The following is a 21,212-nucleotide window of genomic DNA, read 5'->3' as shown; positions in this document are numbered from 1 at the left end:
GGTCATGCCCACGCCGCGCGAGATGGCGGCATTCTTGCGGTCGGTCAGGCTGGTCATCTCGGGCCCCTCCTCGATGCGATTCGGAGCCGATGCTATACGCGGGTCGGCGATCCGAACAGGCCCGCTTGCGCGCGCCCATGCGATGCTTCAGGCTGAGGCCATGTTCCCGATCCGCGACCACAACCCCTCCGAGCGCACGCCCTATGTGACCCATGCGCTGATCCTGCTGAACGTGGCGATGTTCCTGATCACCATGCCCTGGGCGGGCGGGCAGGTCGAACTGTGGCACCGGCTGGCGCTCTATCCGGTGGCGATCGCGCATGGCGACTGGCTGTGGGGGCTGGTGACGCATATGTTCCTGCATGCCGGGATCATGCATATCGCCGGCAACATGCTGTTCCTGTGGGTGTTCGGCGACAATCTGGAGGATCAGATGGGCCGCCTCGGCTTTCTGGTCTTCTATCTTGCCTGCGGGCTGGCGGCGGCTGCGGGGCAGATCGCCACCGATCCGATGAGCGACATTCCCATGGTCGGCGCCTCGGGCGCGATCGCCGGGGTGATGGGTGGCTATCTGCTGATGTTCCCGCGCGCCCGCGTCGATGTGATCGCCATCATCATCGTCATCATCCGCCGCTTTACCATCCCGGCCTGGGTGCTGCTGCTGGCCTGGTTCGGCATCCAGCTTTTGTCGAGCGCCAGCATGGTGAATGACGGCGTGGCCTATGTCGCCCATGCCGCCGGCTTCGTCGCCGGGATCGTGCTGGCGGTGCCGGTCTTCCTGCGCCGGGGCGGGCCGGGTTTCTGGCGCCGCACCCATGGCCGGCCGCCGCATGCGCCGACCTATGCCCCCTCGCGCATCCCGCCGGTCCGGCGCTAGAGCCGGCCGCGGCTCATGTGACGCTTGCCGGCGAAGCCGGGGGCGCGGCCGACCGTGAACCCCGCCGCCGCCAGCGCCCGGCGCACATGGCCCGCCGCGGTATAGGTGGCAAAGGTGCCGCCCGGCACGGTATGGGCCGCCACCTCGGCCATCAGCGCCTCGCCCCAGAGTTCCGGGTTCTTGGCGGGCGAGAACCCGTCGAGGAACCAGGCATCGGCGCGGCCGTCCCAGTCGGGCAGCGCCTTACGGGCGTCCGCCTCGATGATCTCGGCCGCGACCGTGCCCAGGGTGAGGCGCCGCTGCGGCCATTTGTCGCGCAACTGCCGCGCCAGCGGCTCCAGTTCGGGAAAGGCGGCATGGGCGCGGGCGAGCTCCTCGACGCTCATCGGGAAAGCCTCGAAACTGGTGAAGCGGATCGGCACCGTGGCGACCTGCGCCAGCGCCAGCAGGTTCAGCCCGGTGCCGAAGCCCAGTTCCGCGACATGAAAGCCGGGCCTCAGCCGCTGCGGCAGGTCGTTGCCGGCCAAAAAGACATGGCGCGTCTCGTCCAGCCCGCCGTTCAGGCTGAAATAGGGGTCGTCGAAGCGGCGCGAGACCGGGATCGCACCCTCGCGCCAGTCCAGGTCGGCGCCGCTCTGGTCGCGCTGATCCATCCGCGCTAACTCCTCTTTTGCACGGCAAATGCGGCAAGGGGCGGCGGAATGGCAAGCGAAATCACGGTGGCGGGCGCGGGGGTGTTCGGTCTCGCCTGCGCATGGGAGCTGGTGCGGCGCGGGGCGCGCGTGCGGATCTTCGAGGCGGTGCGGATCGGCGCCGGCGCCTCGGGCGGGCATGTTGGGGCGCTGGCCCCGCATGCGCCCGAGAACTGGAACGCCAAGAAGCAGGTGCAACTGGAGGCGCTGGTTGCGGCGGCCGGTTGGTGGGCCGAGGTCGCGGCGGCGGGCGGCGTGGATCCCGGCTATGCCCGCACCGGCCGCATCCAGCCGGTGGCCGAGGGTGCCGAGGCGCGCATGGCCGAGCGCATCGAAGCGGCCAGCGCGCATTGGCCGGCCTGGGCGGGGATGGAGCTGACCGATGCGCCGCAGGGGGTGCTGGTGCCGGCCTCGCCCTCGGGGCGGTGGCTGGTGGACCGGCTGACGGCGCGGATCAGCCCGCGCCGGGCTGGCGCCGCGCTGGCCGCTGCGATCCGCGCCCGGGGCGGCGAGATCGTCGAGGGAGAAGCGGCGCCGGATGCCCCGGCGATCTGGGCCACGGGGGTGGCGGGGCTTACGCCTTTCGGCGGCAGCGGCGTCAAGGGACAATCGGCGCTGTTGGCGTTTTCCGCCCCCGATCAGCCGCAGGTCTTCGCCGACGGGTTGCATATCGTGCCCCATGCCGACGGCACGGTGGCCATCGGCTCGACCTCGGAACGCGACGCCATGGACACCGGCACCGACGCGCAGCTCGAGGCGCTGATCGACAAGGCCCGCGCGCTCTGCCCGGCGCTTGGCGATGCGCCGGTCGTGGATCGCTGGGCCGGCATCCGGCCGCGGGCGAAATCCCGTGCGCCGCTGGTCGGCCCCTGGCCCGGGCGGCCCGGCCATTACGTCGCGAATGGCGGCTTCAAGATCGGTCTCGCCATGGCGCCGGCCTGCGCGGTCCTGCTGGCCGATCTGATTCTCGACGGGCGCGACCGCATCCCCGAGGGCTTCAGGGTGCTCGAGCCTAAGGCCGGGGACTGACCCCGATCACCAGCGGATGCAGGTGGTACAGCGCCAGCCAGACCAGCACCGCCGCGGCCAGCCGCGGCCAGGTCGGGCGCAGCGCGATACCGCGGCGCAGGCTGATCGCCAGCCCGAACAGGGCATAGACCAGCAGAAGGCCGAACAGGACCACATGCGCCAGATCGCCGTTCGCGACCAGATGCGCCGCGCCCCAGAGCGTGAAGCCCGCCATCAGCCCCGCCATGCCGCCCACTGCCGCCGCCAGCACCGCCACGGGCATGGCGATGTTGACCAGCCAGCGCATCCATGGCTCCTGCGGCCAAAGCTCGACATAGGGCGCCCGCGCCGCCGCCAGGATCAGCCAGTAAAGCAGCGCCAGCGACAGCAGGCTGTAGCCGATGACATAGCCACGCCGCCCCAGCCCCGCGACCAGCGGCTCGCGAAACCGGGCCGGGATGACATGCGAGCCCAGGAAGGCCGCCAGCGCCAGGATGAATTCGCCCCATTCCATGCCGGAAGCCTAGCCTTGCGCCCGCGCGACGGCAATCCGCGTTGACGCCGCGCGCTCCTGCGGCATGATGGCGTAAAAAGAGGACCGCATGACCCGCCTTCAGAAAGCTTTCGACGCCGTCGACAAGGCCAATTCCGCCGACCCGCATCGCAGCCCGGACGGCCAGCCCGAGGCGCTGCTCTACGGCCAGCGCATGACGGCCGAACAGCAGGCGCTTTACCCCGATGCCTCGGAACCGCTGCGCATCGCCTGCCGCGGCCAGCATGTCGAACGCTGGCAATTGCCCCGCGACGCCTATCCGATGGACCGCGCCGGCTATCTGGCATGGCGCACCGAGCAGGGCCGCCGCCACGCCGCCCGCATCGCCGGCATCATGCGCGAGGCCGGCTATGGCGACGAGGATATCGCCCATGCCGAAAAGATGCTGACCAAGCAGGGCATCAAGCGCGACGACGAGGTGCAGGCGCTGGAGGACGTGGCCTGCTTCACCTTCATCCGCTGGTATATGGGCCCCTTTGCCGAGGGGCGCGACCCGGACGAGTTGCAACGCATCGTGGAAAGGACCGCGCGCAAGATGTCGGCCATGGCCCGCGCCCGCGCGCTGGAGGAATTCGCCATCCCCGAGCCCTTCGCCGCCGCCTTCCGTGCCTAGGGTGCCGCCCCAGGTCTTGATCGTCGCCCATGGCCAGCCCGGCGACCCCGCCCCGCAGCAACAGGCCATCGAGGCGCTGGCCGCCCGCATCCATGTCCCCGGTGCGCAGGTCCGGGGCGCGACGCTGGCCATGCCCGGCGCGCTGGACCGGGCGGATGACGAGACGCTGATCTATCCGCTGTTCATGGCGACGGGCTGGTTCACCCGCAGCGAACTGCCCCGCCGGCTGGCGCTGGCCGGTGCGGCGCAGGCCCACATCCTGCCGCCCTTCGGCAGCGATCCCGGCCTGCCCGCGCTCTGCCTCGCCCAGGTCGCCGGGGCGGCCGAGGCGCAGGGCTGGCGGCTGGCCGAAACCCATGTGCTGGTCGCCGCCCACGGCTCCGGCCGCTCGCGCGCGCCGTCCGAGGCCGCACGGCAGATCGCGGCAAGCCTCGCCCCGCATGCCGCCGCCGCGACCTGCGGCTTCATCGAGGAAGCGCCCCATATCGCCGAGGCCGCCCGCGGCCTGCCCGCGCAGGCGATCTGCCTGCCGCTCTTTGCCACCCAGGCCGATCACGTCACCGACGACCTGCCCGCGGCCCTCTCCCAGGCGCGCTTCCAGGGCCTCCTTCTGCCCCCCGTCGGCCTCGCCCCCGAGGTTCCGGCGATGATCGCCAGGGCCATCGGCCGCGCGCTTTAGCTCTTCATGAACCGCCGCCGCGCCTCGATGGCGATGGCGCGGCGCATCTCCAGATCGGCGATCCGCGCCAGCGCCGCGTCGCGCTCGGCCCCTTCCGGGATCCCGGCCAGCGCCGTGCGCTCGCCGTCGATACGCTTCTTCAGCACGATCTCTTCGGGCAGGACACCGGCCTCGGCCATGATCCGAAAGCCGATGGCCTCGCCCGTCTCGGGCTCATGCCGCTGCGGCAAGGGCTTGCCCTCGCCCTCCAGGCCCGAAAGCTTGCCCTCGGCCCTGGCCTTCAGCATCATCCGTTCGGCAATCCGTTCCAGCCAGCGCATCCCGCCCGCCTTTCCGTTTTCCAAATACCCCTGCGACCGAGCCACCGGCACGGCGCAAGGGCCGGTGGCTTACATCGCCGCCAGCTGCGCCAGCGCCGCGCGGATGCGCGCCAGATCGTCCTCCAGCGCCGCGAGCTTCTCGCGCGTCTCCTCGATCACCTCGGCTTCGGCATTCTCGACGAATTTCGGATTGGCCAGCCGCCCGCGCAATCCTTGCGCATCCTTTTCGGCCTTGGCGGCAGCTTTTTCCAGCCGCGCGGTTTCGGCCTTGACGTCGATCATCTCGCCGACCGGCAGCGCGAAGCTCGCCCCCAGCGCCGCGACCGAGATCATGCCCGGCCCCATGGTACCCTCGGCAGGCGCATTCACCCGCGCCAGCCGCTCGATCAGCGGCGCGTTGGCGGCCAGCGCCGCCCGCGCCGCATCGTCGGCCTCGGTCACGATCAGGTCGGGGCGGGCGCCGGCCGGCACGCCGATCTGGGCGCGGGCCGAGCGGATGGCCTCGATCAGCGCAATCACCCAGTTCATCTGCCGGTCGGCCTCGGCGTCGATCAGCTCGGCGCCGTAGGCGGGCCAGTCGCCATGCACCAGCATCCGCTGGCGATCCCCGGTCAGCGCCCACAGCTCTTCGGTGACGAAGGGCATGATCGGGTGCAGCAGGGTATAGCACTGGTCCAGCACCCAGCCCATGGTGGCCCGGGTCTCCTCGCCATATTCACCGTCGAACAGGGGTTTGGAGAACTCGACGTACCAGTCGCAGACCTTGCCCCAGACGAAGGCGTAAAGCCCGGTCGCCGCATCGTTGAAGCGGAATGTTTCCAGCGCCTCGTCGGTGGCTTGCCGGATGCGGGCGACCTCGCCGATGATCCAGCGGTTCACCACATGCTGCGGCTGGGGCCGCGCCACGCCGCCGCGCACGCCGTTCATCTCGGCAAAGCGGGTGGCGTTCCAGATCTTGGTGACGAAATTGCGGTTCGCCTCGACATGTTTCGGCCCCAGCTTGGGATCGCGGCCCATGGCGGCCATGCTGGTCAGGGTGAAGCGCAGCGCATCGGCGCCATATTCGTCGATCAGGGTCAGCGGGTCGATGACGTTGCCTTTCGACTTCGACATCTTGGCGCCCTTTTCGTCGCGCACGAGGCCGTGGACATAGACGGTGCGGAACGGCACCTGCCCGACCACGGCCAGCTGCATCATCATCATCCGGGCCACCCAGAAGAAGATGATGTCGAAGCCGGTGACCAGCACCGATGTCGGGAAATACTGGCGCAACTCGGCCGTGTCCTCGGGCCAGCCCAGCGTGCCGATGGGCCACAACCCCGAGGAAAACCAGGTGTCCAGCACGTCCGCGTCGCGCCAGACCGGATAGACCAGCTTGGTCGGATCCTGCGTCAGGTTGTAGTCCGCCAGCCCCTGGGCAAAAGCGTCGATGGCGGCCTCGCGGTCGGCAACCTCGGTCACGCGGGCCATTTCCAGCGGCACCGGCAGCTCGGCGATGGAATCGCGGAACTTCTCGACCACCTCGGCAAAGCTCGACGCGGCATGGTGGATCTCGTCGCGATGCACCAGGCCTTCTTCCAGCAGGGCGAAGATCTCGACCTCGTCCAGCACGCCGTCATGGTCGTCCTCGACCTGGCCTTCCAGCCGCAGGTCGAGCCCGTACCAGACCGGGATCTGGTGGCCCCACCAGAGCTGGCGGCTGATGGTCCAGGGCTCGATATTCTCCAGCCAGTGGAAATAGACCTTCTCGTGCTGTTCGGGCAGGATGCGGGTCTGGCCCGAGCGCACCGCCTCCAGCGCCGGGCCGACGATCTTCGCCGTGTCCACGAACCATTGGTCGGTCAGCATCGGCTCGATGACCACGCCCGAGCGGTCGCCGAAGGGCTGCATGATCGGCTTGCTGTCCACCAGCGGCCGGCGCTCCAGATGCTCGGCGCCGGTTTCCTTGTCGATGGACTTGTGCAGATAGGTGACCGCCAGCCCTTCCTCGGTAATCGCCTCGACCACGCGGGCCCGCGCCTCGTAGCGGTCCAGGCCGCGCAATTCCTCGGGGACCAGGTTCACGTTCGAGACGTCGCCCACGTCCTCGCCCTTGGCGGCGCGGGTGGCGATCTCGGCGCTTTCCTCATAGGACAGGCCGTCGGCGCGCATCCGCCCCTTGCCGTCCATCAGCACATAGAGCGGGATGTCGTTGCGCATGGCGACGGCATAGTCGTTGAAGTCATGCGCGCCGGTGATCTTGACCGCGCCCGAGCCGAAATCCGGGTCGGGATAGTCGTCGGTGATGATCGGGATCAGGCGGCGGTGCTCCTTGGGCCCGACCGGGATCTCGCAAAGCTTGCCGACGATGGGGGCATAGCGGGCGTCGTCCGGATGCACCGCCACGGCGCCGTCGCCCAGCATGGTTTCGGGCCGGGTGGTGGCGATGCTGATATAGTCGCGCATCTCGCGCAGGGTGACGTTGCCGTCGGCGTCGCGCTCGACATATTCATAGGTTTCGCCGCCGGCCAGCGGATATTTGAAATGCCACATATGGCCGGGAACCTCGCGGTTCTCGACCTCAAGGTCGGAAATCGCGGTCTCGAAATGCGGGTCCCAGTTGACCAGCCGCTTGCCGCGATAGATCAGCCCCTTCTCATACATGTCCACGAAGACCTTGATGACGGCATCGTGGAAATTGCCCTCCTCGCCCTCGGGCGCGCCGGGGGCGCCGGACATGGTGAAGGCGTTCCTGGACCAGTCGCAGCTGGCGCCCAGGCGCTTCAGCTGCTCGACGATGGTATGGCCGGATTCCTGCTTCCAGGCCCAGACCTTTTGCAGGAAGGCCTCGCGCCCGATCTCGCGGCGGTTGGGTTCCTGCCGCTCGGCCATCTGGCGCTCGACCACCATCTGCGTGGCGATGCCGGCATGGTCCTGGCCGGGCTGCCACAGCGTGTCGAAACCGCGCATCCGGTGCCAGCGCACCAGGATGTCTTGCAGCGTGTTGTTCAGCGCGTGGCCGATATGCAGGCTGCCGGTCACGTTCGGGGGCGGGATCACCACCGAGAAGCTTTTCGCCCCCGGCTTCGCATTGGCGCCCGCGGCGAAGGCATTGCTTGCCGCCCATTCCCGCGCGATCCGCGCCTCGGCGGTCCCGGCGTCGAAAGTCTTGTCCATGGCCATGTCGCTTACCCCTCGAATCGAAAAGGGGATAGCGAAGCGCGGGCGAAAGGCCAAGAGGCGCTAGGTCAGGAAGCGCGCCGGAATCCCCTGTTTGAAGGGAAAATACTGAAACCAGGGCTGCGCGCCCGCGATCACCCGCTGGACCGAAGGCCGTTGCATCAGCCGGTCGAAATAGGCCGACAGCGCCGGGTGGGCATCGAAGGGATGGATGGCCCCGGCATAGAACAGCGCCGGCATGGCGGCGCAATCCGCCAGGCCGAAGCCGCCGACGATCCAGTCTCGGCCGTCCAGCTGCCGGTCGAGCGCGGCATAGGCCAGGTCCAGCTTGCCGCGGGCAAAGGGCGAGACCCGCTCCTCGGCCCCCTCGGACATGAAGATGCGGGCATCGACGATCTGTTGCATCATCTGCATGACCTGGAAATCCAGGAAGCGATCCCATTGCCGCGCCGGCAGCGAGGCGTCGGGGTCGGGGTCCAGCAGGCGCTGCGGCCCGGGATGGTGCCGGTCCAGCCATTCGATCATCAGCGAGCTTTGCGACAGCACCAGATCGCCCTCGCGCAGCGCCGGCATCCGGCCCATGGGTTCAAGCGAGCGCATCAGTGCCCGGTCGCCCTCGTCACCCAGGTCGATATGGCGAAACTCGAAATCCGTCCCCAGTTCGTAAAGCGCGATCAGCACCTTCTGCGTATAGGAGGACAGGGGGTGGCCGTAGAGCGTCAGCATCACGCGGCCTGCGCGAAATGCGCGAGCTGCGCGGCATGGGCGCGCTGGAAGGCCGGGCGGGCGGTGATGCGGTTCATGTAGGCGGAAAGCACCGGATGGGCCCCCAGCTCGCCCAGGCTGTCCACCACGCGCAGCACATCGGCCAGCAGCAGGTCGGCGATGGTGAAGCGGCCGGCCGCGACGAAGTCCCGCCCCTCCAGCACCGGGACCAGCTGCTCCAGACGCTCGTGCAGGCGCGGCAGGGCCAGTTCCTCGGCCCTTGCGTCCTGATCGAAGATCCGCGCCAGCGCCATGGCCATCACCGCCGGTTCAAGGCTGTTGAGCGCGGCGACCAGCCATTGCTGCGTTTCGGCCCGCGCGGCGGCCTCGCGCGGCATCAGTGCCTCGGAACGTTCGCCGAGATAGAGCAGGATGGCGCCGCTCTCGAACAGCGAAAGCGGACCGTCGCGCAGGATCGGCACCTGGCCGAAGGGCTGGCGGGCGAAATGCTGCGGGGTCTTTTCGCGCACGCTGGTGGTCTCGATCTCGTAGGGCAGGCCGGCTTCCTCGCAAGCCCAGCGGATGCGCAGGTCGCGGACATAGCCCACGGCAAAGGGCGGCACCCAGTCGTAGGTCGTGATCACGAATGTCATGGCTTACTCCTGCCGGGCGAACTCGGCGTCGATTTCGATGGTGATCGGATCGGTGAAGAATTCGTTCATGCCATGGGCCTGCGGGTCGATGTCGGTCCGGGCATGGATGCCGATCAGGTCGCGGATGATCGGATTGCCGGCTTCGTCGCCGGTATAGCCCTTGCCCGCGCCGATCAGCGTCACGTCGAATGTGGCGGGCTGGGTCTTGCCCAGCAGCGTCAGCTGGCCCGAGACCTTGCCCTTGGTCGGGCTTTCCGCGCTGAAGCTGTCGGCGGTGAAGCGCGCGGTGGGGTTCGCCGCGCTGTCCAGATAGTTCGGGCCGGTCAGGATCTCGGCAAAGCCCTGGACCGGGGTCATGATCGAGGCGATCTCGACCTCGGCTTCCAGCCGGCTTTGCGCCGGGTCGTCCGGGTTCCAGTCGAGCTGGCCCGAGACGGCGCCGAAACGGAACACGCTGACCGAAAAGCCCATATGCGGCACGCGGGCCTGCACCGCCGCATGCGCCGGGTCCAGGCGATAGGCCCCGGCGCCGGCGGCGTGATAGTCCTGCTGGCCGCGCGGGATGCTCTCTGGCGTCACCTCCTGGGCCGCAGCGGGTGCGGCCCAGAGAGCAAGCGCGATCAGGGTCGCGCGGATCATGGCGTTTCGTCCTTGGGCCCGACGATGGCGAAATGCGCGCCCTGCGGGTCGCGCGCCACCGCAATGAAGGCCGGCCCAGGCACCTCCATCGGGCCGTGCAGGACCTCGCCGCCGCCGTCGCGAATGCGGGCGATGGCGGCATCGACACCGTTCACGCCGAAATAGGGCAGCCAGCAGGGCACGGGCGCATTGCCCAGCCCCATCATGCCGCCGATCTCGCCGCCCTGCCAGGCGAACAGCTGGTAGGTGCCCATCTCGCCCATGTCCATGGCGGTGGACTTTGTCCAGCCGAACAGCTCGGCATAGAAGTCGAAGCCCGCGCCGGGATCGGTGGACATCAGCTCGATCCAGTTGCCGTGGCTTTCCTTGCCCTGGTTCCAGGCCCCGGATTCGACCGGGGGCTGCGGGTCCATCGGCGCCGGTTGCAGGATGCCGAAGGTGGCGCCCTGCGGATCGGTCACGACGGCGAAGCGCCCGGTGCCGGGAATGTCCGCCGGCTCGCGGAACACCGAGCCGCCCAGCGTCTTGATCTTGGCCGCCGTGGCATCGGCATCGTCCACGTCGAAATAGATCATCCAGAAGGGCGGAACGTCGGCGCAATCGTCCGGCATCTCCATCAGCCCGGCGACCATGTCGCCGCCGTGGCTGGCGAGGCGATAGGTAAAGCCCTCCATCCCGGAATCCGCGATCGTCCAGCCGAGGATCCTGCCATAGAAGGCCTCGGCCGCGTCGAGCCCGCCTTTGGCGGTGGAGAGCTCGAACCAGCAGGGTTTGCCGTGATACATGGCCGCCCCCTCAGGCCTTCTCGTCCACGATGGGCTCGAAACCGCCCCACATCATCCGCATGCCGTCGAAGGGCATTTCCGGTGGTCCCTGCATCTCGGGGTCGGACATCATCTTTTCGAAGCCCGCATCCGCGGTCGCCTTGTCGGGCCATTCGATCCACGAGAACACCACGGTCTCGTCGTCCTTGGCCTGGGTGGACATGTAGAAGTCGTTGACCTTGCCGCGGGGCACGTCCACGCCCCAGGCCTCGACCATGCGCAGCGCGCCATGGCGCTTGAACATGGACCAGGCCCCCTGGGCCATGTCGATGTATTTCTGCTTGTTCGCCGTCGGAACCGGCAGCAGGAAACCGGAGTAGTAGGTCATCTCTCTTCCTTCTCATCGGGCGCTGCATGCGCCAATGAGTCGCAGGCTGGCAGTTGCAGTATGAAAAAGCAACTGTTAATATCCAAACATGACTGACACCGGCAAGATCTCGCGACTGCGCTATGAAGAAGGGTGCCTTGGCGCCCATGCGCTGAATTTCATCGGCGACCGCTGGGCGCTTCTGGTGGTGCGCGAACTGATGTTCGCGCCCAAGCGATTCCAGATGATCCGCGCCGGGCTGCCCGGCGTCACCGCCAGCGTGCTGACCCAGCGCCTGACCCAGCTGGTGCAGGCGGGGGTGGTGGCGCATGACGATGTGCTGGGGCTTTACGCGCTGACCGATGCCGGCCGGGCGCTGCATCCGCTGCTGCGCGAGCTGTGCCGCTGGGCGCTGGTGATGCCGGGACACGATCCGCGGAAGTTCATCAGCATTTCCGCGCTGATGATCTCGATCTCGGCCACGGTGGACAGCGCCGGTGCCGCCGGATCACCGCTGCGCGCCGGCTTCGTCTCGGGCAAGGAAGGGTTCGAGGTCGCGCTTTCGACGGACGGGATGCCGCGGGTCCGGGCGGCGCGGGCGCCGGCGGCGGATTTCGTGCTGGAGGGTTCGGGCAATGCGCTGGCGGCGGCGGTCTATGGGCCGGGGCCGGTGGCGCTGGCCTCGGCCGGGCTGATCGCGCTGCGCGGCGACCGCAGCGCCGCGCAGCAGTTCACGGCGCTGTTCCGCCTGGCGCCTCAGACCAGGTCGAGCAGCGAATCGCCCGAGGTGACCGAGCAGGCGCCGGGCGATTCCTCGACCTGAAGCTCTTCGACCGTGCCGTCATTGACCAGCATGGCATAGCGTTTCGAGCGGCCGTTGACCCAGCCCGCGCCCTCGATATTCATCCCCAGCGCCTTGGTGAAGCTGCCGTCGCCATCGGCCAGCACCTCGATCCCGGCATCGGTCGCGCCGGTATCCGCGGCCCATTTCCCGGCCACGAAGGGGTCGTTCACCGTGATGCAGACCACGCGCGACACGCCCTTGTCGCGGAACTTGTCGGCGTTCTTCACGAAGCTGGGCATATGGGCATTGGTGCAGGTCGGCGTATAGGCGCCCGGCACGGCAAAGATCGCCACGCGGCCCTTGGCCAGATCGGCGGCGGCCACTTCCTCGGGCCCGTTGGCGCCCGGTTTGAGCAGCTTGCCTTCGGGCAGCTTGTCGCCTTTCGAGATGGACATGCGCGGTTCCTCCGTCAATTGCATCGTTCCGGGCGCGACTATAGGCTCTGCGCCGCGGGCAAACCAGCGAGGGCGAAGAATGAACATCGTGATCCTTGGTGCGGGACAGGCGGCGGCCTCTCTGGCGGCGAAACTGCGCGCGCTGGGGCACGACGGCGGCATCGCGGTCATCGGCGACGAGCCCGCCCCGCCCTATCAGCGCCCGCCGCTGTCCAAGGCCTATCTGCTGGGCCAGATGGGGCTGGACCGGCTGACGCTGCGCGCCCCGGACTGGTGGGCGGATCAGCGCATCGCCCTGCACCTGGGCGAGCGCGCTACCCGCATCGACCGCGACCGCCGCATGGTGGTGACGGATCGCGGCGAGCATCCCTATGACCAGCTGGCCCTGACGCTGGGCGCCGCGCCGCGCCGCCTGCCCGCCGCGATGGGCGGCGACCTGCCCGGCGTGCATGTGGTGCGCAACCTGGCCGACATCGCGGGGCTGCGGCCGGCGCTGGTCGCCGGGCGGCGGCTGGTGGTGATCGGCGGCGGCTATATCGGGCTGGAGGCCGCCGCGGTGGCCCGCAAGCTGGGGCTGGAGGTGACGCTGGTCGAGGCCGCGCCGCGCATCCTGGGCCGCGTCGCCGCACCCGAGACCGCGGACATGATCCGCGCTCTGCACCGTGCCCATGGCGTCGAGATCGTCGAGGGCACCGGCATCGCCCGCATCACCGGCGACGTGGCGGCGGACGGGGTCGAGCTGGCCGATGGCCGCCGCCTGCCGGCCGATCTGGTGATCTGCGGCATCGGCATCGCGCCCGAGACCGCGCTGGCCGAGGCGGCGGGGCTGGCCATCGACAACGGCATCGCCACGGATGCGCTTGGCCGCAGCTCGGATCCGGCGATCTGGGCGGCGGGCGATTGCGCCAGCTTTCCGGCAGCCGGAGGGCGGCTGCGGTTGGAAAGCGTCGGCAATGCCATCGACATGGCCGAGGCGGTGGCGGCGAACATGCTGGGCGCGAATGCCGCCTATGTGCCCAAGCCCTGGTTCTGGTCGGACCAGTTCGACGCGAAATTGCAGATCGCCGGGCTGAACCTGGGTTACGACCGGGTGGTGACGCGGCCCGCCGCGAATGGCGGCTCGGTCTGGTATTTCCGCGGCGGCTATCTGATCGCGGTGGACGCGCTGAACGACGCCCGCGCCTATATGATCGGCAAGCGGCTGATCGAGGGCGGCCGCTCGCCCAGTCCCGAGGCCGTGGCCGAGGCCGCCGACCTGAAGGCGCTGATGGCATGAGGATCGTCGGCGGCACCCTGCGCGGGCTGAAACTGGCCGAGGTCGGCGCCGGCGATCCGGCCGCGCATCTGCGCCCGACCACCGACCGGGTGCGCGAATCGATCTTCAACCTGCTGATCAACGGCACGCATGGCAATCCGGTCCCCGGCGCGCGGGTTCTGGACCTGTTCGCCGGCACCGGCGCGCTGGGGCTGGAGGCGCTGTCGCGCGGCGCGGCGCGCGTGGCCTTCGTCGATGACGGCGTGGCGGCGCGGGGGCTGCTGCGCAGCAATATCGAAAAGGCCCGCGCCATGGGCGTGACCGATGTCTGGCGCCGCGACGCCACCAAGCTGGGCGAGAATCGCGGCGCGCCCTATGGGCTGGTGTTCCTGGACCCGCCCTATGGCAAGGGGCTGGGCGAACGTGCGCTGGAATCGGCCTTGGCCGGTGGCTGGATTGCCCCGGGCGGCATGGTGGTCTGGGAAGAATCGGCCGCGCCGCCCCCGGTCACGGGACTCGCGCAGATCGACCAGCGCAAATACGGCGACACGATCGTCACATTGTTGCGCGCGGGACACGATCAGGTGGCGCGATCCAGCTTGGTGGACAGGTGAATCAGGCTCTCGCTTGAGCGGACGCCGGTCAATCCGCCGATCTGATCGAGCACATCGTCAAGCTGGCTGGTCGATATGGCGGCCAATTGCAGCAAAAGATCGACGCGCCCGCTGGTGGTATGGATGCGCTCGACCTCGGGCAGGCTGCGCAGCCGGGCCAGGATCGCCGCCTGCGCGCGCGGCTCGATGGTCAGCAGGCAGGTGGCGCGGATGCGATGCTCGCGCGCGGAATCGCCCAGCCGCAGCGTGTATCCGGCAATGGCGCCCGAGGTTTCCAGCCGCTCCAGCCGCGCCTGCACGGTGGAACGCGCCACCTTGAGCCGCCGCGCCAGAACCGCTACGGACATGCGCGCATCCTGCGCCAGATGGGCCAGAATCCCCCGATCAAGTTCGTCCACCCGCCCACCTGTCGATTTGCCGAAATTTTCGTCATATTAACGAAGCTGCGGCCCATTTCCACCCTTTTCATTGCAGCAATCGGAACCCATAGGGCGCAGACTTGTTTCCACCCCACACGCGCACAGGAAGGACATGCCGATGGGACTGACCGAGGGCCGCGGCCCCAAGACCGTCTGGAGCAATCCCGCCGAGATCATCCGCAGACTGGCGCCGGAGAATCCGGTGATGGTCTTTGCCCCGTCGGTCTTGCGCGCCACCGCCCAGCGGTTCCTGCAAGGCTTTCCCGGCCTCGTCACCTATGCGGTCAAGTCGAACCCGGACGAGGCGGTGATCCGCACCCTTTCGGCCGCCGGGATCAAGGGCTTCGACGTGGCCTCGCCCTATGAGATCGACCTGATCGGCCGGCTGGCCCCGGATGCGGCGCGGCATTACCACAACCCCGTGCGCTCGCAGGCCGAGATCGCCCATGCCGTCGAGGCGGGGATCAAGGCCTGGTCGGTGGACAGCCGCTCGGAGCTGGACAAGCTTTTCGCCCGCGTGCCCACCGAGAATTGCGAGATCTCGCCGCGTTTCAAGCTGCCGGTGCTGGGCGCGGCCTATGACTTCGGCTCGAAATTCGGCGCCTCGCCGGAACTGGCGGCGGAGTTGCTGCGCGCGGTGGCGGATCGCGGCTACATCCCCTCGCTGACCTTCCACCCGGGCACGCAATGCACCGATCCGCATGCCTGGGAAAGCTATATCACTACGGCAGCCGAGATCTGCGCCATGGCGGGCGTCAAGGCGCGGCGGCTGAACGTGGGCGGCGGCTTCCCCTCGCATCGCGTGACCGGGGTCGAGCCCGACCTGGCCGCGATCTTCCAGCTGATCCGCCGCGTCGCCGACGAGGCTTTCGACGGCCAGGCCCCGGCCTTGGTCTGCGAGCCCGGCCGCGGGCTTTGCGCCGATGCCTTTTCGCTGATCACCCGCGTCAAGGCGGTGCGCGACGGCCAGAACGTGTTCCTGAACGACGGCGTCTATGGCGGGCTATTCGAACTGCCCATCGTCGGCAATCTCGACCGGCTGCAGGTGCTGACCCCCGAGGGCACCCCGCGCGAGGACGAGCCGATGCCGCGCGTCATCTTCGGCCCGACCTGCGATTCGGTGGACCGCCTGCCGGGCGAGTTGACCCTGCCGGCCAATATCCAGGAAGGCGACTATGTCATCTTCCACGGTGCCGGCGCCTATTCGACGGTCACCAACACCCGCTTCAACGGGTTCGGGCTGATGGCGCACCTGACCGTGAACGCGCTTGAATAGGCATTAATCGACGCTTCGCTTTTCCGTGCTAGCGTTGCCGCATGGAATCAACGCGTCCGCCGATATGTCAGGTTGTGCTGATGGATGGCACCTTCGCCTCGCTGACCGAGGGGCGAAGGTCCTCCATCGCCAGAATCCACGCCATGCTGTCGGGCGAATGCGGGGCGTTGCCGGCGCCGGTGCGGGTGCATTACGCGCCCGGCCAGCAATGGGAGGCCTGGCGCACGCTGCCGGAACTGGCCATGGGTTCGGCCCTGGAGCGGCATATCTGCGATGCCTATTCCTGGCTTGCCCGCGAATGGCGGCCGGGCAATCCCCTGTTCTTTCTCGGCTATTCTCGCGGCGCCTTCGCCGTGCGATCGCTTGCGGGGATGATCGGGCGCGTCGGGCTGCTGACCCATGCCCATGCGACGCGCCGCAACGTGCAGCAGGCCTGGCAACTTTACCGCAACGGCCGCGACCGGCTGGTCGGGCGGCTGGACCCCGCGCTGTGCCATCCGGCGGTGCCGATCCGCATGATCGGCGTCTTCGATACCGTGATGGCGTTGGGTATCCGGCTGCCGCTGTTATGGATGCTGACCGAGCCGCGCTTTCGCTTTCACGACGCGCATCTGGGCGCCGAGGTCGAGCATGGCGTGCAGGCGCTGGCCCTGGATGAAACGCGGGCGGCCTTCCAGCCGCTGATCTGGGACAGCGCCTCGGCGCCTGGCCGGATCGAGCAGATGTGGTTTCGCGGTTGCCACCCGGATGTGGGCGGCCAACTTTCGGGGCTGGAATATGCCCGGCCGCTGGCCAATATCCCGCTGGTCTGGATGATGTCGCGGGCCGAAGGCTTCGGCCTGCCGCTGCCCCACGGCTGGCGCGCGCATTTCCCTTGTGACGCGACCGCGCCCTCGGTCGGGTCATGGCGCAACTGGGGCAAGGCCTTTCTGGCGCGCGCGCCGCGCCTGGCCGGGGCGGACCCGTCCGAGATGCTGCACCCCTCCGTGCCGCGGCCCTATACCGGCCCCGCGCTCTTGGCCGGGGCGCTGGCCGATGCCGCGCCGCCGCGCCCGCATCGCCGGCTGGTCCGGGCAAGGCCGACGCCGCCGGCGCCAGTGGCAGCGGAGACGGGCAGGGCAAAGGTGGCGCAACCCGAACCGGCGGCGCAGACGGGACAGGGGCCGGATGGCTGATCCCCTTCGCCCGGCCCGCGCAGTTCAGGCCACGCGCGAGAATTCGCCCTTGGGCGCGATCCCCAGCGCGGCGCAGACCTTCAGCACCAGCTCGGGCTTGTTCAGCGTGTAGAAATGCAGCTTGTCCACGCCGCCCTCGACCAGCCGCTCGCACAGCTTGACGCAGACATCCAGCGCCAGCTGGGCTTCGCCCTCCTTGCCGGCGGCGGCAAATGCGTCCTCGGCCCATTGCGGGACCGAGGTGCCGCAGCGTTCGGCAAAGCGGCGGGTGCCGGCCCAGCTCTGGATCGGCAGGATGCCGGGGATGATCGGCGCCTCGATCCCCGCCGCGAGGCAGGAATCGCGAAAGCGGAAATAGGTCTCGGCGTCAAAGAAGAACTGCGTCATCGCCGATGTGGCGCCGGCATCGACCTTGCGCTTGAGCCAAGCCACGTCGGCGGCGGTGTCGGGACTTTCCGGATGCGGTTCCGGATAGGCGCCGCAGCGCACGGTCATGTCGCCGCGCGCCGCGATGGCCTCGATCAGCTCGACCGAATTGGCGAAGCCGTCGGGATGCGGGGTGAAGCGCTCCTGCCCCTGCGGCGCGTCGCCGCGCAGCGCCACGATCTCATGCACGCCGGCGGCCGCGTAATCCTGGACGATCTGCAAGGTCTCCTCGCGCGTGGCATCGACGCAGGTCAGATGCGCGGCGACGTTCAGCCCGTAATGGCTGGCCAGCGCCGTCACCGCCTCATGCGTCAGCTGCCGGGTGGTGCCGCCCGCGCCATAGGTGACCGAGACGAAATCCGGCCCCAGCGGCGCCAGCGCGCGCGCCGTCTCCCACAGCCGGAACGACTGGTCGAGGTTCCGGGGCGGGAAGAATTCAAAGCTGATCGCGGGTGTCGTCATGGTGCCATCCTTTTGTCGCAGGCCTTGTGACATGCGCCACGACGTGAGACAAATTCATAATCTTCAAGATCGTCATGAGCGCCAATCAAGATGCACCTCGAGCTTCGCCACCTGCGCAGCCTGCGCGCCATCCATGAGCAGGGCGGCCTGGCCCGTGCGGCAGAGGTGCTGAACCTGACGCAATCGGCGCTGTCGCATCAGATCAAGGCGCTGGAGGAGCAGGCAGGGGTGGAGCTTTTCCTGCGCAAAACCAAGCCCTTGCGGCTGTCGGCGGCGGGGATGCGGCTTTTGCGCACGGCCGAGCAGGTCTTGCCGCTGATTGATGCCGCCGAGGCCGAGTTCCGCGCCGTCGAACTGGGCCGCGCAGGCCGTCTGCATGTGGCGATGGAATGCCACCACTGTTTCGACTGGCTCTTGCCGGTGCTGGACCAGTTCCGCCGCGCCTGGCCCGAGGTCGATCTGGACATCCGCTCAAGCCTGGCGCTGAAGGCGCTGCCGGCCTTGCAGCGGGGGCAGGTGGACATGGTGATTTCCTCCGATCCCGAGGAGATTTCCGGCATCACCTTCCAGCCGCTGTTCGACTATGCTCCGACCTTGGTGGTCGCCGCCAGCCACCCGCTGGCCGCCAAGGGCTATGCCGAGCCGGCCGATCTGGCGGGCGAGACCCTGATCACCTATCCGATGGAGCGGGCGCGGCTGGACGTGTTCTCGCAATTCCTCGATCCGGCCGGGATCGAGCCGGCCCATGTCCGGCAGGTCGAGCAGACCGCCATCGCGCTCATGCTGATCGCCTCGGGGCGCGGGGTGGCGGTCATGCCCGATTGGGTGCTGCGTGCCCAGGCCGGCAACCCCGAGCTGGCGCTGCTGCCGCTGGGTCGGCAGGGGATGCTGCGCCGGCTCTATGCCGCGCTGCGGACCGAGGATCTGCAACAGCCCTATATGGCCCACGTGCTGCGCCTGGCCCGGACCGAGCCGGTCAGGATGATGCGCGCCCTGGCGCAAAGCTGACCCCCCTGGGCCGGGCAGGGGGCGGTCATCCTCGGGATCATGGTCAAAATGACACTCGTTCAGCCGGATCCCGAGGAGCCTTCCCGGCATGCGCCTTGGGCCGCAAGGGCCGCAGGCCATGCCGCAAACGGTTTTTCATGCCGGCCGCGCCTTGGATCACCGATCCGCAGCGTTTTTCCCGCCGGCATGGCCCAAGGCGACCGTCGTCGCCCCATGCAGGAAAACGGAATGCTTCAACTAAACCAGAGCGGGTAATTTGGTCAATATATACAAATCAGAAAGCTTCGATAAATCTGTCTGCAACATTTCACCCGGCGACCGGCGGAGGCCTGGCCGGGGCGGATCGGCCACAGCCTTCGGCCGGAAATGCCGCGCGGATTTGACAAAGCCCCGCAATCGCTGGATGAATCCCATTCATCCTTTTCGATCAGGACCGTCATGGCCAGCCCTCCCGCCGATCCCAAGCTCAGCGCCACCGTCTCGGACGGCGAGCTGCGGCTCGCAGGCGAGTTCACCGTCTGGACGCTTGGCCAGTTGCCGCCCGAGGCCGGCACCGCCTCCCGGCTGGAGCTGTCGGGGCTGACCCGTCTCGACACCGCCGCCGCCTGGTATCTGACCGGGCGCGAGCGCGAGGGGGCGCGGCTCGACGGGTTGACCGAGGCGCAGGCGCGGCTGCTTGACACCGTGCGGCAGGCCTTGCCGCAGCCCGATGCCGAGACTGCCGGCCCCGCCGGCTGGCGGCTGATGCTGGAGCAGACCGGCCGCCGCGTGATCGCCGCGCTGGTGTTCCTGCGCGAGATCGCGGAATATCTGGGCCGCTTTCTGGCCGCCCTGGCGCGCGGCATCCTGCATCCGGGCGATTTCCGCTTTACCTCGCTGGTGTATCACTGCCAGGAGACCGGCTTGCGTGCCGTGCCCATCGTGGCGCTGATGTCCTTTCTGATCGGCATCGTGCTGGCCTTTCAGGGCGCCGTCCAGTTGCGCCAGTTCGGGGCCGAGGTCTTTGTCATCGACCTGATCGCCATTTCCATCCTGCGCGAGCTGGGCATCCTGCTGACCGCGATCATCGTCGCGGGCCGCACCGCCTCGGCGCTGACCGCCTCGATCGGCTCGATGAAGATGAACGAGGAAATCGACGCCATGCGCACGCTGGGGCTGGACCCCGACATGGTGCTGGTCCTGCCGCGCGTGCTGGCGCTGATCATCACCCTGCCGATTCTGGGGCTGATCGCCAATATCGCCGGGCTGGTCGGCGGCGCGCTGATGTCCTGGATCGAGCTGGGCATCTCGCCCTCGATGTTCCGCTATCGGCTGCTGGCGGATACCAGCGTCGATCACGTCATCGTCGGCCTGTCCAAGGCGCCGGTCTTTGCGCTGATCATCGGCGTCATCGGCTGTCATGCCGGGATGAAGGTGGGCAAGGACGCGGAATCGCTGGGGGCCGAGACCTCGCGCGCCGTGGTCAACGCCATCTTCGCCGTGATCGTCGCCGATGCGCTGTTCTCGATCTTCTTCTCTGAGGTGGGGCTGTGAGCGGGAATATCATCGAGGTCCGGGGGCTGCGCACCCAGTTCGGCCGCCATGTCGTGCATGACGGGCTGGACCTCGACCTGCGGCGGGGCGAGATCCTGGGCGTGGTCGGCGGTTCGGGCACCGGGAAATCGGTGCTGCTGCGCACCATCGTCGGACTGAACCAGCCCACTGCCGGCACGGTGCGGGTTTTTGACCAGGATGTCGGCGCGCTGACCGGCCCGGCGCGCGAGGCGCTGGAGCGGCGTTGGGGCGTGATGTTCCAGAGCGGGGCGCTGTTTTCCTCGCTGACCGTGCGCGAGAATGTCGAGGTGCCGCTGCGCGCCGTGCCGGACCTGTCGCCCGAGGCGCGGCAGGGGCTGGCCGAGCTGAAGGTCTCGATGGCGGGGTTGCCGTGGAACGCGAATGACAAATACCCTTCCGACCTGTCGGGCGGCATGAGGAAGCGCGCCGGGCTGGCGCGCGCGCTGGCACTGGACCCCGAGATCCTGTTTCTGGACGAACCCACGGCGGGGCTGGACCCCATCGGCGCCGACGCCTTCGACCGGCTGATCGTCGAGCTGCGCAATGCGCTGGACCTGTCGGTGTTTCTGGTCACCCATGACCTGGATACGCTGCATGCCTGTTGCGACCGCATCGCGGTGCTGGCGGAAAACAAGGTGCTGGTCAGCGGCACCATGGCCGAGATGCTTCAGGTCGATCACCCTTGGGTGCATGAATATTTCCACGGCCCGCGCGCCCGCGCCGCCATGACCACCGGCCGCGCAAAGGAGTAAGCC

At 68.6% G+C, this 21,212-nt stretch carries 24 protein-coding genes; 12 read left to right on the top strand and 12 right to left on the bottom strand.

What is annotated here, in order from left to right:
* Positions 1 to 160: 160 nt before the first annotated feature.
* Positions 161 to 877 carry a rhomboid family intramembrane serine protease gene (locus tag AQY21_RS01605; RefSeq protein WP_058096138.1) on the top strand — a complete coding sequence of 239 codons (717 nt, stop codon included), beginning with the start codon at positions 161 to 163 and terminating at the stop codon, positions 875 to 877.
* Here the strand turns inward: AQY21_RS01605 and mnmD are convergent.
* Positions 874 to 1,530 (bottom strand): tRNA (5-methylaminomethyl-2-thiouridine)(34)-methyltransferase MnmD, encoded by a 657-nt coding sequence (gene mnmD / locus AQY21_RS01600; protein WP_058096133.1) that lies wholly within the window; start codon positions 1,528 to 1,530, stop codon positions 874 to 876. The genes AQY21_RS01605 and mnmD overlap by 4 nt on opposite strands.
* A 48-nt stretch (positions 1,531 to 1,578) precedes the next feature.
* On the opposite strand from mnmD, the gene AQY21_RS01595 reads away from it, so the two are divergent.
* Positions 1,579 to 2,598, top strand: a complete 1,020-nt coding sequence (locus AQY21_RS01595) for an FAD-binding oxidoreductase (protein ID WP_058096132.1) — start codon at positions 1,579 to 1,581, stop codon at positions 2,596 to 2,598.
* Here AQY21_RS01595 and AQY21_RS01590 read toward each other — a convergent pair.
* On the bottom strand, positions 2,582 to 3,091 hold the full coding sequence (locus AQY21_RS01590; RefSeq protein WP_058096131.1) for an NnrU family protein: 510 nt from the start codon (positions 3,089 to 3,091) through the stop codon (positions 2,582 to 2,584). The genes AQY21_RS01595 and AQY21_RS01590 overlap by 17 nt on opposite strands.
* Positions 3,092 to 3,179: 88 nt before the next feature.
* On the opposite strand from AQY21_RS01590, the gene AQY21_RS01585 reads away from it, so the two are divergent.
* The gene (locus tag AQY21_RS01585) at positions 3,180 to 3,743 is read left to right on the top strand and encodes a DUF4202 domain-containing protein (RefSeq protein WP_058096130.1); all 564 of its coding nucleotides are present in this window, start codon (positions 3,180 to 3,182) and stop codon (positions 3,741 to 3,743) included.
* 16 nt (positions 3,744 to 3,759) lie between these two features.
* Positions 3,760 to 4,422: a sirohydrochlorin chelatase gene (locus tag AQY21_RS01580; protein WP_238986665.1), complete on the top strand. Its 663-nt coding sequence runs from the start codon at positions 3,760 to 3,762 to the stop codon at positions 4,420 to 4,422.
* Here the strand turns inward: AQY21_RS01580 and AQY21_RS01575 are convergent.
* The 7 genes from AQY21_RS01575 to AQY21_RS01545 form a co-directional block, all read right to left on the bottom strand.
* A complete protein-coding gene (locus tag AQY21_RS01575; protein WP_058096129.1) occupies positions 4,419 to 4,742 on the bottom strand; it encodes a DUF1992 domain-containing protein in 324 nt (107 codons plus the stop codon). The genes AQY21_RS01580 and AQY21_RS01575 overlap by 4 nt on opposite strands.
* Before the next feature lie 69 nt (positions 4,743 to 4,811).
* On the bottom strand, positions 4,812 to 7,904 hold the full coding sequence (locus AQY21_RS01570; protein WP_058096128.1) for a valine--tRNA ligase: 3,093 nt from the start codon (positions 7,902 to 7,904) through the stop codon (positions 4,812 to 4,814).
* Positions 7,905 to 7,964: 60 nt separating this feature from the next.
* Positions 7,965 to 8,627 (bottom strand): glutathione S-transferase family protein, encoded by a 663-nt coding sequence (locus tag AQY21_RS01565; protein WP_058096127.1) that lies wholly within the window; start codon positions 8,625 to 8,627, stop codon positions 7,965 to 7,967.
* The gene (locus tag AQY21_RS01560; protein ID WP_058096126.1) at positions 8,627 to 9,259 is read right to left on the bottom strand and encodes a glutathione S-transferase family protein; all 633 of its coding nucleotides are present in this window, start codon (positions 9,257 to 9,259) and stop codon (positions 8,627 to 8,629) included. The genes AQY21_RS01565 and AQY21_RS01560 overlap by 1 nt, the downstream gene beginning before the upstream one ends.
* Positions 9,260 to 9,262: 3 nt before the next feature.
* Positions 9,263 to 9,898 carry a YceI family protein gene (locus AQY21_RS01555; protein ID WP_058096125.1) on the bottom strand — a complete coding sequence of 212 codons (636 nt, stop codon included), beginning with the start codon at positions 9,896 to 9,898 and terminating at the stop codon, positions 9,263 to 9,265.
* Positions 9,895 to 10,683 (bottom strand): VOC family protein, encoded by a 789-nt coding sequence (locus AQY21_RS01550; RefSeq protein ID WP_058096124.1) that lies wholly within the window; start codon positions 10,681 to 10,683, stop codon positions 9,895 to 9,897. The genes AQY21_RS01555 and AQY21_RS01550 overlap by 4 nt, the downstream gene beginning before the upstream one ends.
* 10 nt (positions 10,684 to 10,693) lie before the next feature.
* A complete protein-coding gene (locus AQY21_RS01545) occupies positions 10,694 to 11,050 on the bottom strand; it encodes a DUF1428 domain-containing protein (RefSeq protein WP_058096123.1) in 357 nt (118 codons plus the stop codon).
* 88 nt (positions 11,051 to 11,138) lie between these two features.
* Between AQY21_RS01545 and AQY21_RS01540 the strand changes: the two genes are divergently transcribed.
* Positions 11,139 to 11,852 (top strand): helix-turn-helix domain-containing protein, encoded by a 714-nt coding sequence (locus tag AQY21_RS01540; protein ID WP_058096122.1) that lies wholly within the window; start codon positions 11,139 to 11,141, stop codon positions 11,850 to 11,852.
* Here the strand turns inward: AQY21_RS01540 and AQY21_RS01535 are convergent.
* Positions 11,786 to 12,268 carry a peroxiredoxin gene (locus AQY21_RS01535; RefSeq protein WP_058096121.1) on the bottom strand — a complete coding sequence of 161 codons (483 nt, stop codon included), beginning with the start codon at positions 12,266 to 12,268 and terminating at the stop codon, positions 11,786 to 11,788. The genes AQY21_RS01540 and AQY21_RS01535 overlap by 67 nt on opposite strands.
* Positions 12,269 to 12,347: 79 nt before the next feature.
* Between AQY21_RS01535 and AQY21_RS01530 the strand changes: the two genes are divergently transcribed.
* Both AQY21_RS01530 and rsmD read left to right on the top strand, forming a co-directional pair.
* Positions 12,348 to 13,544, top strand: a complete 1,197-nt coding sequence (locus tag AQY21_RS01530) for an NAD(P)/FAD-dependent oxidoreductase (RefSeq protein WP_058096120.1) — start codon at positions 12,348 to 12,350, stop codon at positions 13,542 to 13,544.
* Complete coding sequence (gene rsmD / locus AQY21_RS01525; RefSeq protein ID WP_058096119.1) at positions 13,541 to 14,137, top strand: 16S rRNA (guanine(966)-N(2))-methyltransferase RsmD; 597 nt, start codon at positions 13,541 to 13,543, stop codon at positions 14,135 to 14,137. Before AQY21_RS01530 ends, rsmD begins: the two co-directional genes overlap by 4 nt.
* On the opposite strand, the gene AQY21_RS01520 is transcribed toward rsmD, so the two are convergent.
* Positions 14,104 to 14,535 (bottom strand): Lrp/AsnC family transcriptional regulator, encoded by a 432-nt coding sequence (locus tag AQY21_RS01520; protein ID WP_011748606.1) that lies wholly within the window; start codon positions 14,533 to 14,535, stop codon positions 14,104 to 14,106. The genes rsmD and AQY21_RS01520 overlap by 34 nt on opposite strands.
* A gap of 139 nt (positions 14,536 to 14,674) precedes the next feature.
* Between AQY21_RS01520 and AQY21_RS01515 the strand changes: the two genes are divergently transcribed.
* Together AQY21_RS01515 and AQY21_RS01510 are read left to right on the top strand one after the other, a co-directional pair.
* On the top strand, positions 14,675 to 15,832 hold the full coding sequence (locus AQY21_RS01515) for a type III PLP-dependent enzyme (protein WP_058096136.1): 1,158 nt from the start codon (positions 14,675 to 14,677) through the stop codon (positions 15,830 to 15,832).
* An 80-nt stretch (positions 15,833 to 15,912) separates the two neighbouring features.
* Positions 15,913 to 17,007 (top strand): DUF2235 domain-containing protein, encoded by a 1,095-nt coding sequence (locus AQY21_RS01510; protein ID WP_238986664.1) that lies wholly within the window; start codon positions 15,913 to 15,915, stop codon positions 17,005 to 17,007.
* 24 nt (positions 17,008 to 17,031) lie between these two features.
* On the opposite strand, the gene metF is transcribed toward AQY21_RS01510, so the two are convergent.
* Complete coding sequence (gene metF, locus AQY21_RS01505; RefSeq protein ID WP_058096117.1) at positions 17,032 to 17,895, bottom strand: methylenetetrahydrofolate reductase [NAD(P)H]; 864 nt, start codon at positions 17,893 to 17,895, stop codon at positions 17,032 to 17,034.
* Between the two features lie 90 nt (positions 17,896 to 17,985).
* Between metF and AQY21_RS01500 the strand changes: the two genes are divergently transcribed.
* The 3 genes from AQY21_RS01500 to AQY21_RS01490 all read left to right on the top strand — a co-directional run bounded on the left by AQY21_RS01500 (position 17,986) and on the right by AQY21_RS01490 (position 21,209).
* The gene (locus AQY21_RS01500) at positions 17,986 to 18,903 is read left to right on the top strand and encodes a LysR family transcriptional regulator (protein ID WP_058096116.1); all 918 of its coding nucleotides are present in this window, start codon (positions 17,986 to 17,988) and stop codon (positions 18,901 to 18,903) included.
* 438 nt (positions 18,904 to 19,341) lie between these two features.
* Entirely contained in the window at positions 19,342 to 20,436 is a 1,095-nt protein-coding gene (locus AQY21_RS01495) for an ABC transporter permease (RefSeq protein ID WP_058096135.1), read from the top strand.
* Positions 20,433 to 21,209, top strand: a complete 777-nt coding sequence (locus tag AQY21_RS01490; RefSeq protein WP_058096115.1) for an ABC transporter ATP-binding protein — start codon at positions 20,433 to 20,435, stop codon at positions 21,207 to 21,209. Before AQY21_RS01495 ends, AQY21_RS01490 begins: the two co-directional genes overlap by 4 nt.
* Positions 21,210 to 21,212: the final 3 nt, after the last annotated feature.

The sequence above is a fragment of the Paracoccus sp. MKU1 genome (assembly GCF_001447385.1).
In the GTDB taxonomy this organism is placed as follows: domain Bacteria; phylum Pseudomonadota; class Alphaproteobacteria; order Rhodobacterales; family Rhodobacteraceae; genus Paracoccus.
The sequence above is the reverse complement of the archived record's forward strand: the minus strand, read 5'-3'. Positions and strand labels throughout refer to the sequence as shown.

What these genes read in the sequence shown, in the direction of transcription:
- AQY21_RS01605 (WP_058096138.1), top strand. Translation starts at nt 161, where the DNA reads ATGTTCCCGATCCGCGACCACAACCCCTCCGAGCGCACGCCCTATGTG.
- mnmD (WP_058096133.1), bottom strand. Translation starts at nt 1,530, where the DNA reads ATGGATCAGCGCGACCAGAGCGGCGCCGACCTGGACTGGCGCGAGGGT.
- AQY21_RS01595 (WP_058096132.1), top strand. Translation starts at nt 1,579, where the DNA reads ATGGCAAGCGAAATCACGGTGGCGGGCGCGGGGGTGTTCGGTCTCGCC.
- AQY21_RS01590 (WP_058096131.1), bottom strand. Translation starts at nt 3,091, where the DNA reads ATGGAATGGGGCGAATTCATCCTGGCGCTGGCGGCCTTCCTGGGCTCG.
- AQY21_RS01585 (WP_058096130.1), top strand. Translation starts at nt 3,180, where the DNA reads ATGACCCGCCTTCAGAAAGCTTTCGACGCCGTCGACAAGGCCAATTCC.
- AQY21_RS01575 (WP_058096129.1), bottom strand. Translation starts at nt 4,742, where the DNA reads ATGCGCTGGCTGGAACGGATTGCCGAACGGATGATGCTGAAGGCCAGG.
- AQY21_RS01570 (WP_058096128.1), bottom strand. Translation starts at nt 7,904, where the DNA reads ATGGCCATGGACAAGACTTTCGACGCCGGGACCGCCGAGGCGCGGATC.
- AQY21_RS01565 (WP_058096127.1), bottom strand. Translation starts at nt 8,627, where the DNA reads ATGCTGACGCTCTACGGCCACCCCCTGTCCTCCTATACGCAGAAGGTG.
- AQY21_RS01560 (WP_058096126.1), bottom strand. Translation starts at nt 9,259, where the DNA reads ATGACATTCGTGATCACGACCTACGACTGGGTGCCGCCCTTTGCCGTG.
- AQY21_RS01555 (WP_058096125.1), bottom strand. Translation starts at nt 9,898, where the DNA reads ATGATCCGCGCGACCCTGATCGCGCTTGCTCTCTGGGCCGCACCCGCT.
- AQY21_RS01550 (WP_058096124.1), bottom strand. Translation starts at nt 10,683, where the DNA reads ATGTATCACGGCAAACCCTGCTGGTTCGAGCTCTCCACCGCCAAAGGC.
- AQY21_RS01545 (WP_058096123.1), bottom strand. Translation starts at nt 11,050, where the DNA reads ATGACCTACTACTCCGGTTTCCTGCTGCCGGTTCCGACGGCGAACAAG.
- AQY21_RS01540 (WP_058096122.1), top strand. Translation starts at nt 11,139, where the DNA reads ATGACTGACACCGGCAAGATCTCGCGACTGCGCTATGAAGAAGGGTGC.
- AQY21_RS01535 (WP_058096121.1), bottom strand. Translation starts at nt 12,268, where the DNA reads ATGTCCATCTCGAAAGGCGACAAGCTGCCCGAAGGCAAGCTGCTCAAA.
- AQY21_RS01530 (WP_058096120.1), top strand. Translation starts at nt 12,348, where the DNA reads ATGAACATCGTGATCCTTGGTGCGGGACAGGCGGCGGCCTCTCTGGCG.
- rsmD (WP_058096119.1), top strand. Translation starts at nt 13,541, where the DNA reads ATGAGGATCGTCGGCGGCACCCTGCGCGGGCTGAAACTGGCCGAGGTC.
- AQY21_RS01515 (WP_058096136.1), top strand. Translation starts at nt 14,675, where the DNA reads ATGGGACTGACCGAGGGCCGCGGCCCCAAGACCGTCTGGAGCAATCCC.
- AQY21_RS01510 (WP_238986664.1), top strand. Translation starts at nt 15,913, where the DNA reads ATGGATGGCACCTTCGCCTCGCTGACCGAGGGGCGAAGGTCCTCCATC.
- metF (WP_058096117.1), bottom strand. Translation starts at nt 17,895, where the DNA reads ATGACGACACCCGCGATCAGCTTTGAATTCTTCCCGCCCCGGAACCTC.
- AQY21_RS01500 (WP_058096116.1), top strand. Translation starts at nt 17,986, where the DNA reads ATGCACCTCGAGCTTCGCCACCTGCGCAGCCTGCGCGCCATCCATGAG.
- AQY21_RS01495 (WP_058096135.1), top strand. Translation starts at nt 19,342, where the DNA reads ATGGCCAGCCCTCCCGCCGATCCCAAGCTCAGCGCCACCGTCTCGGAC.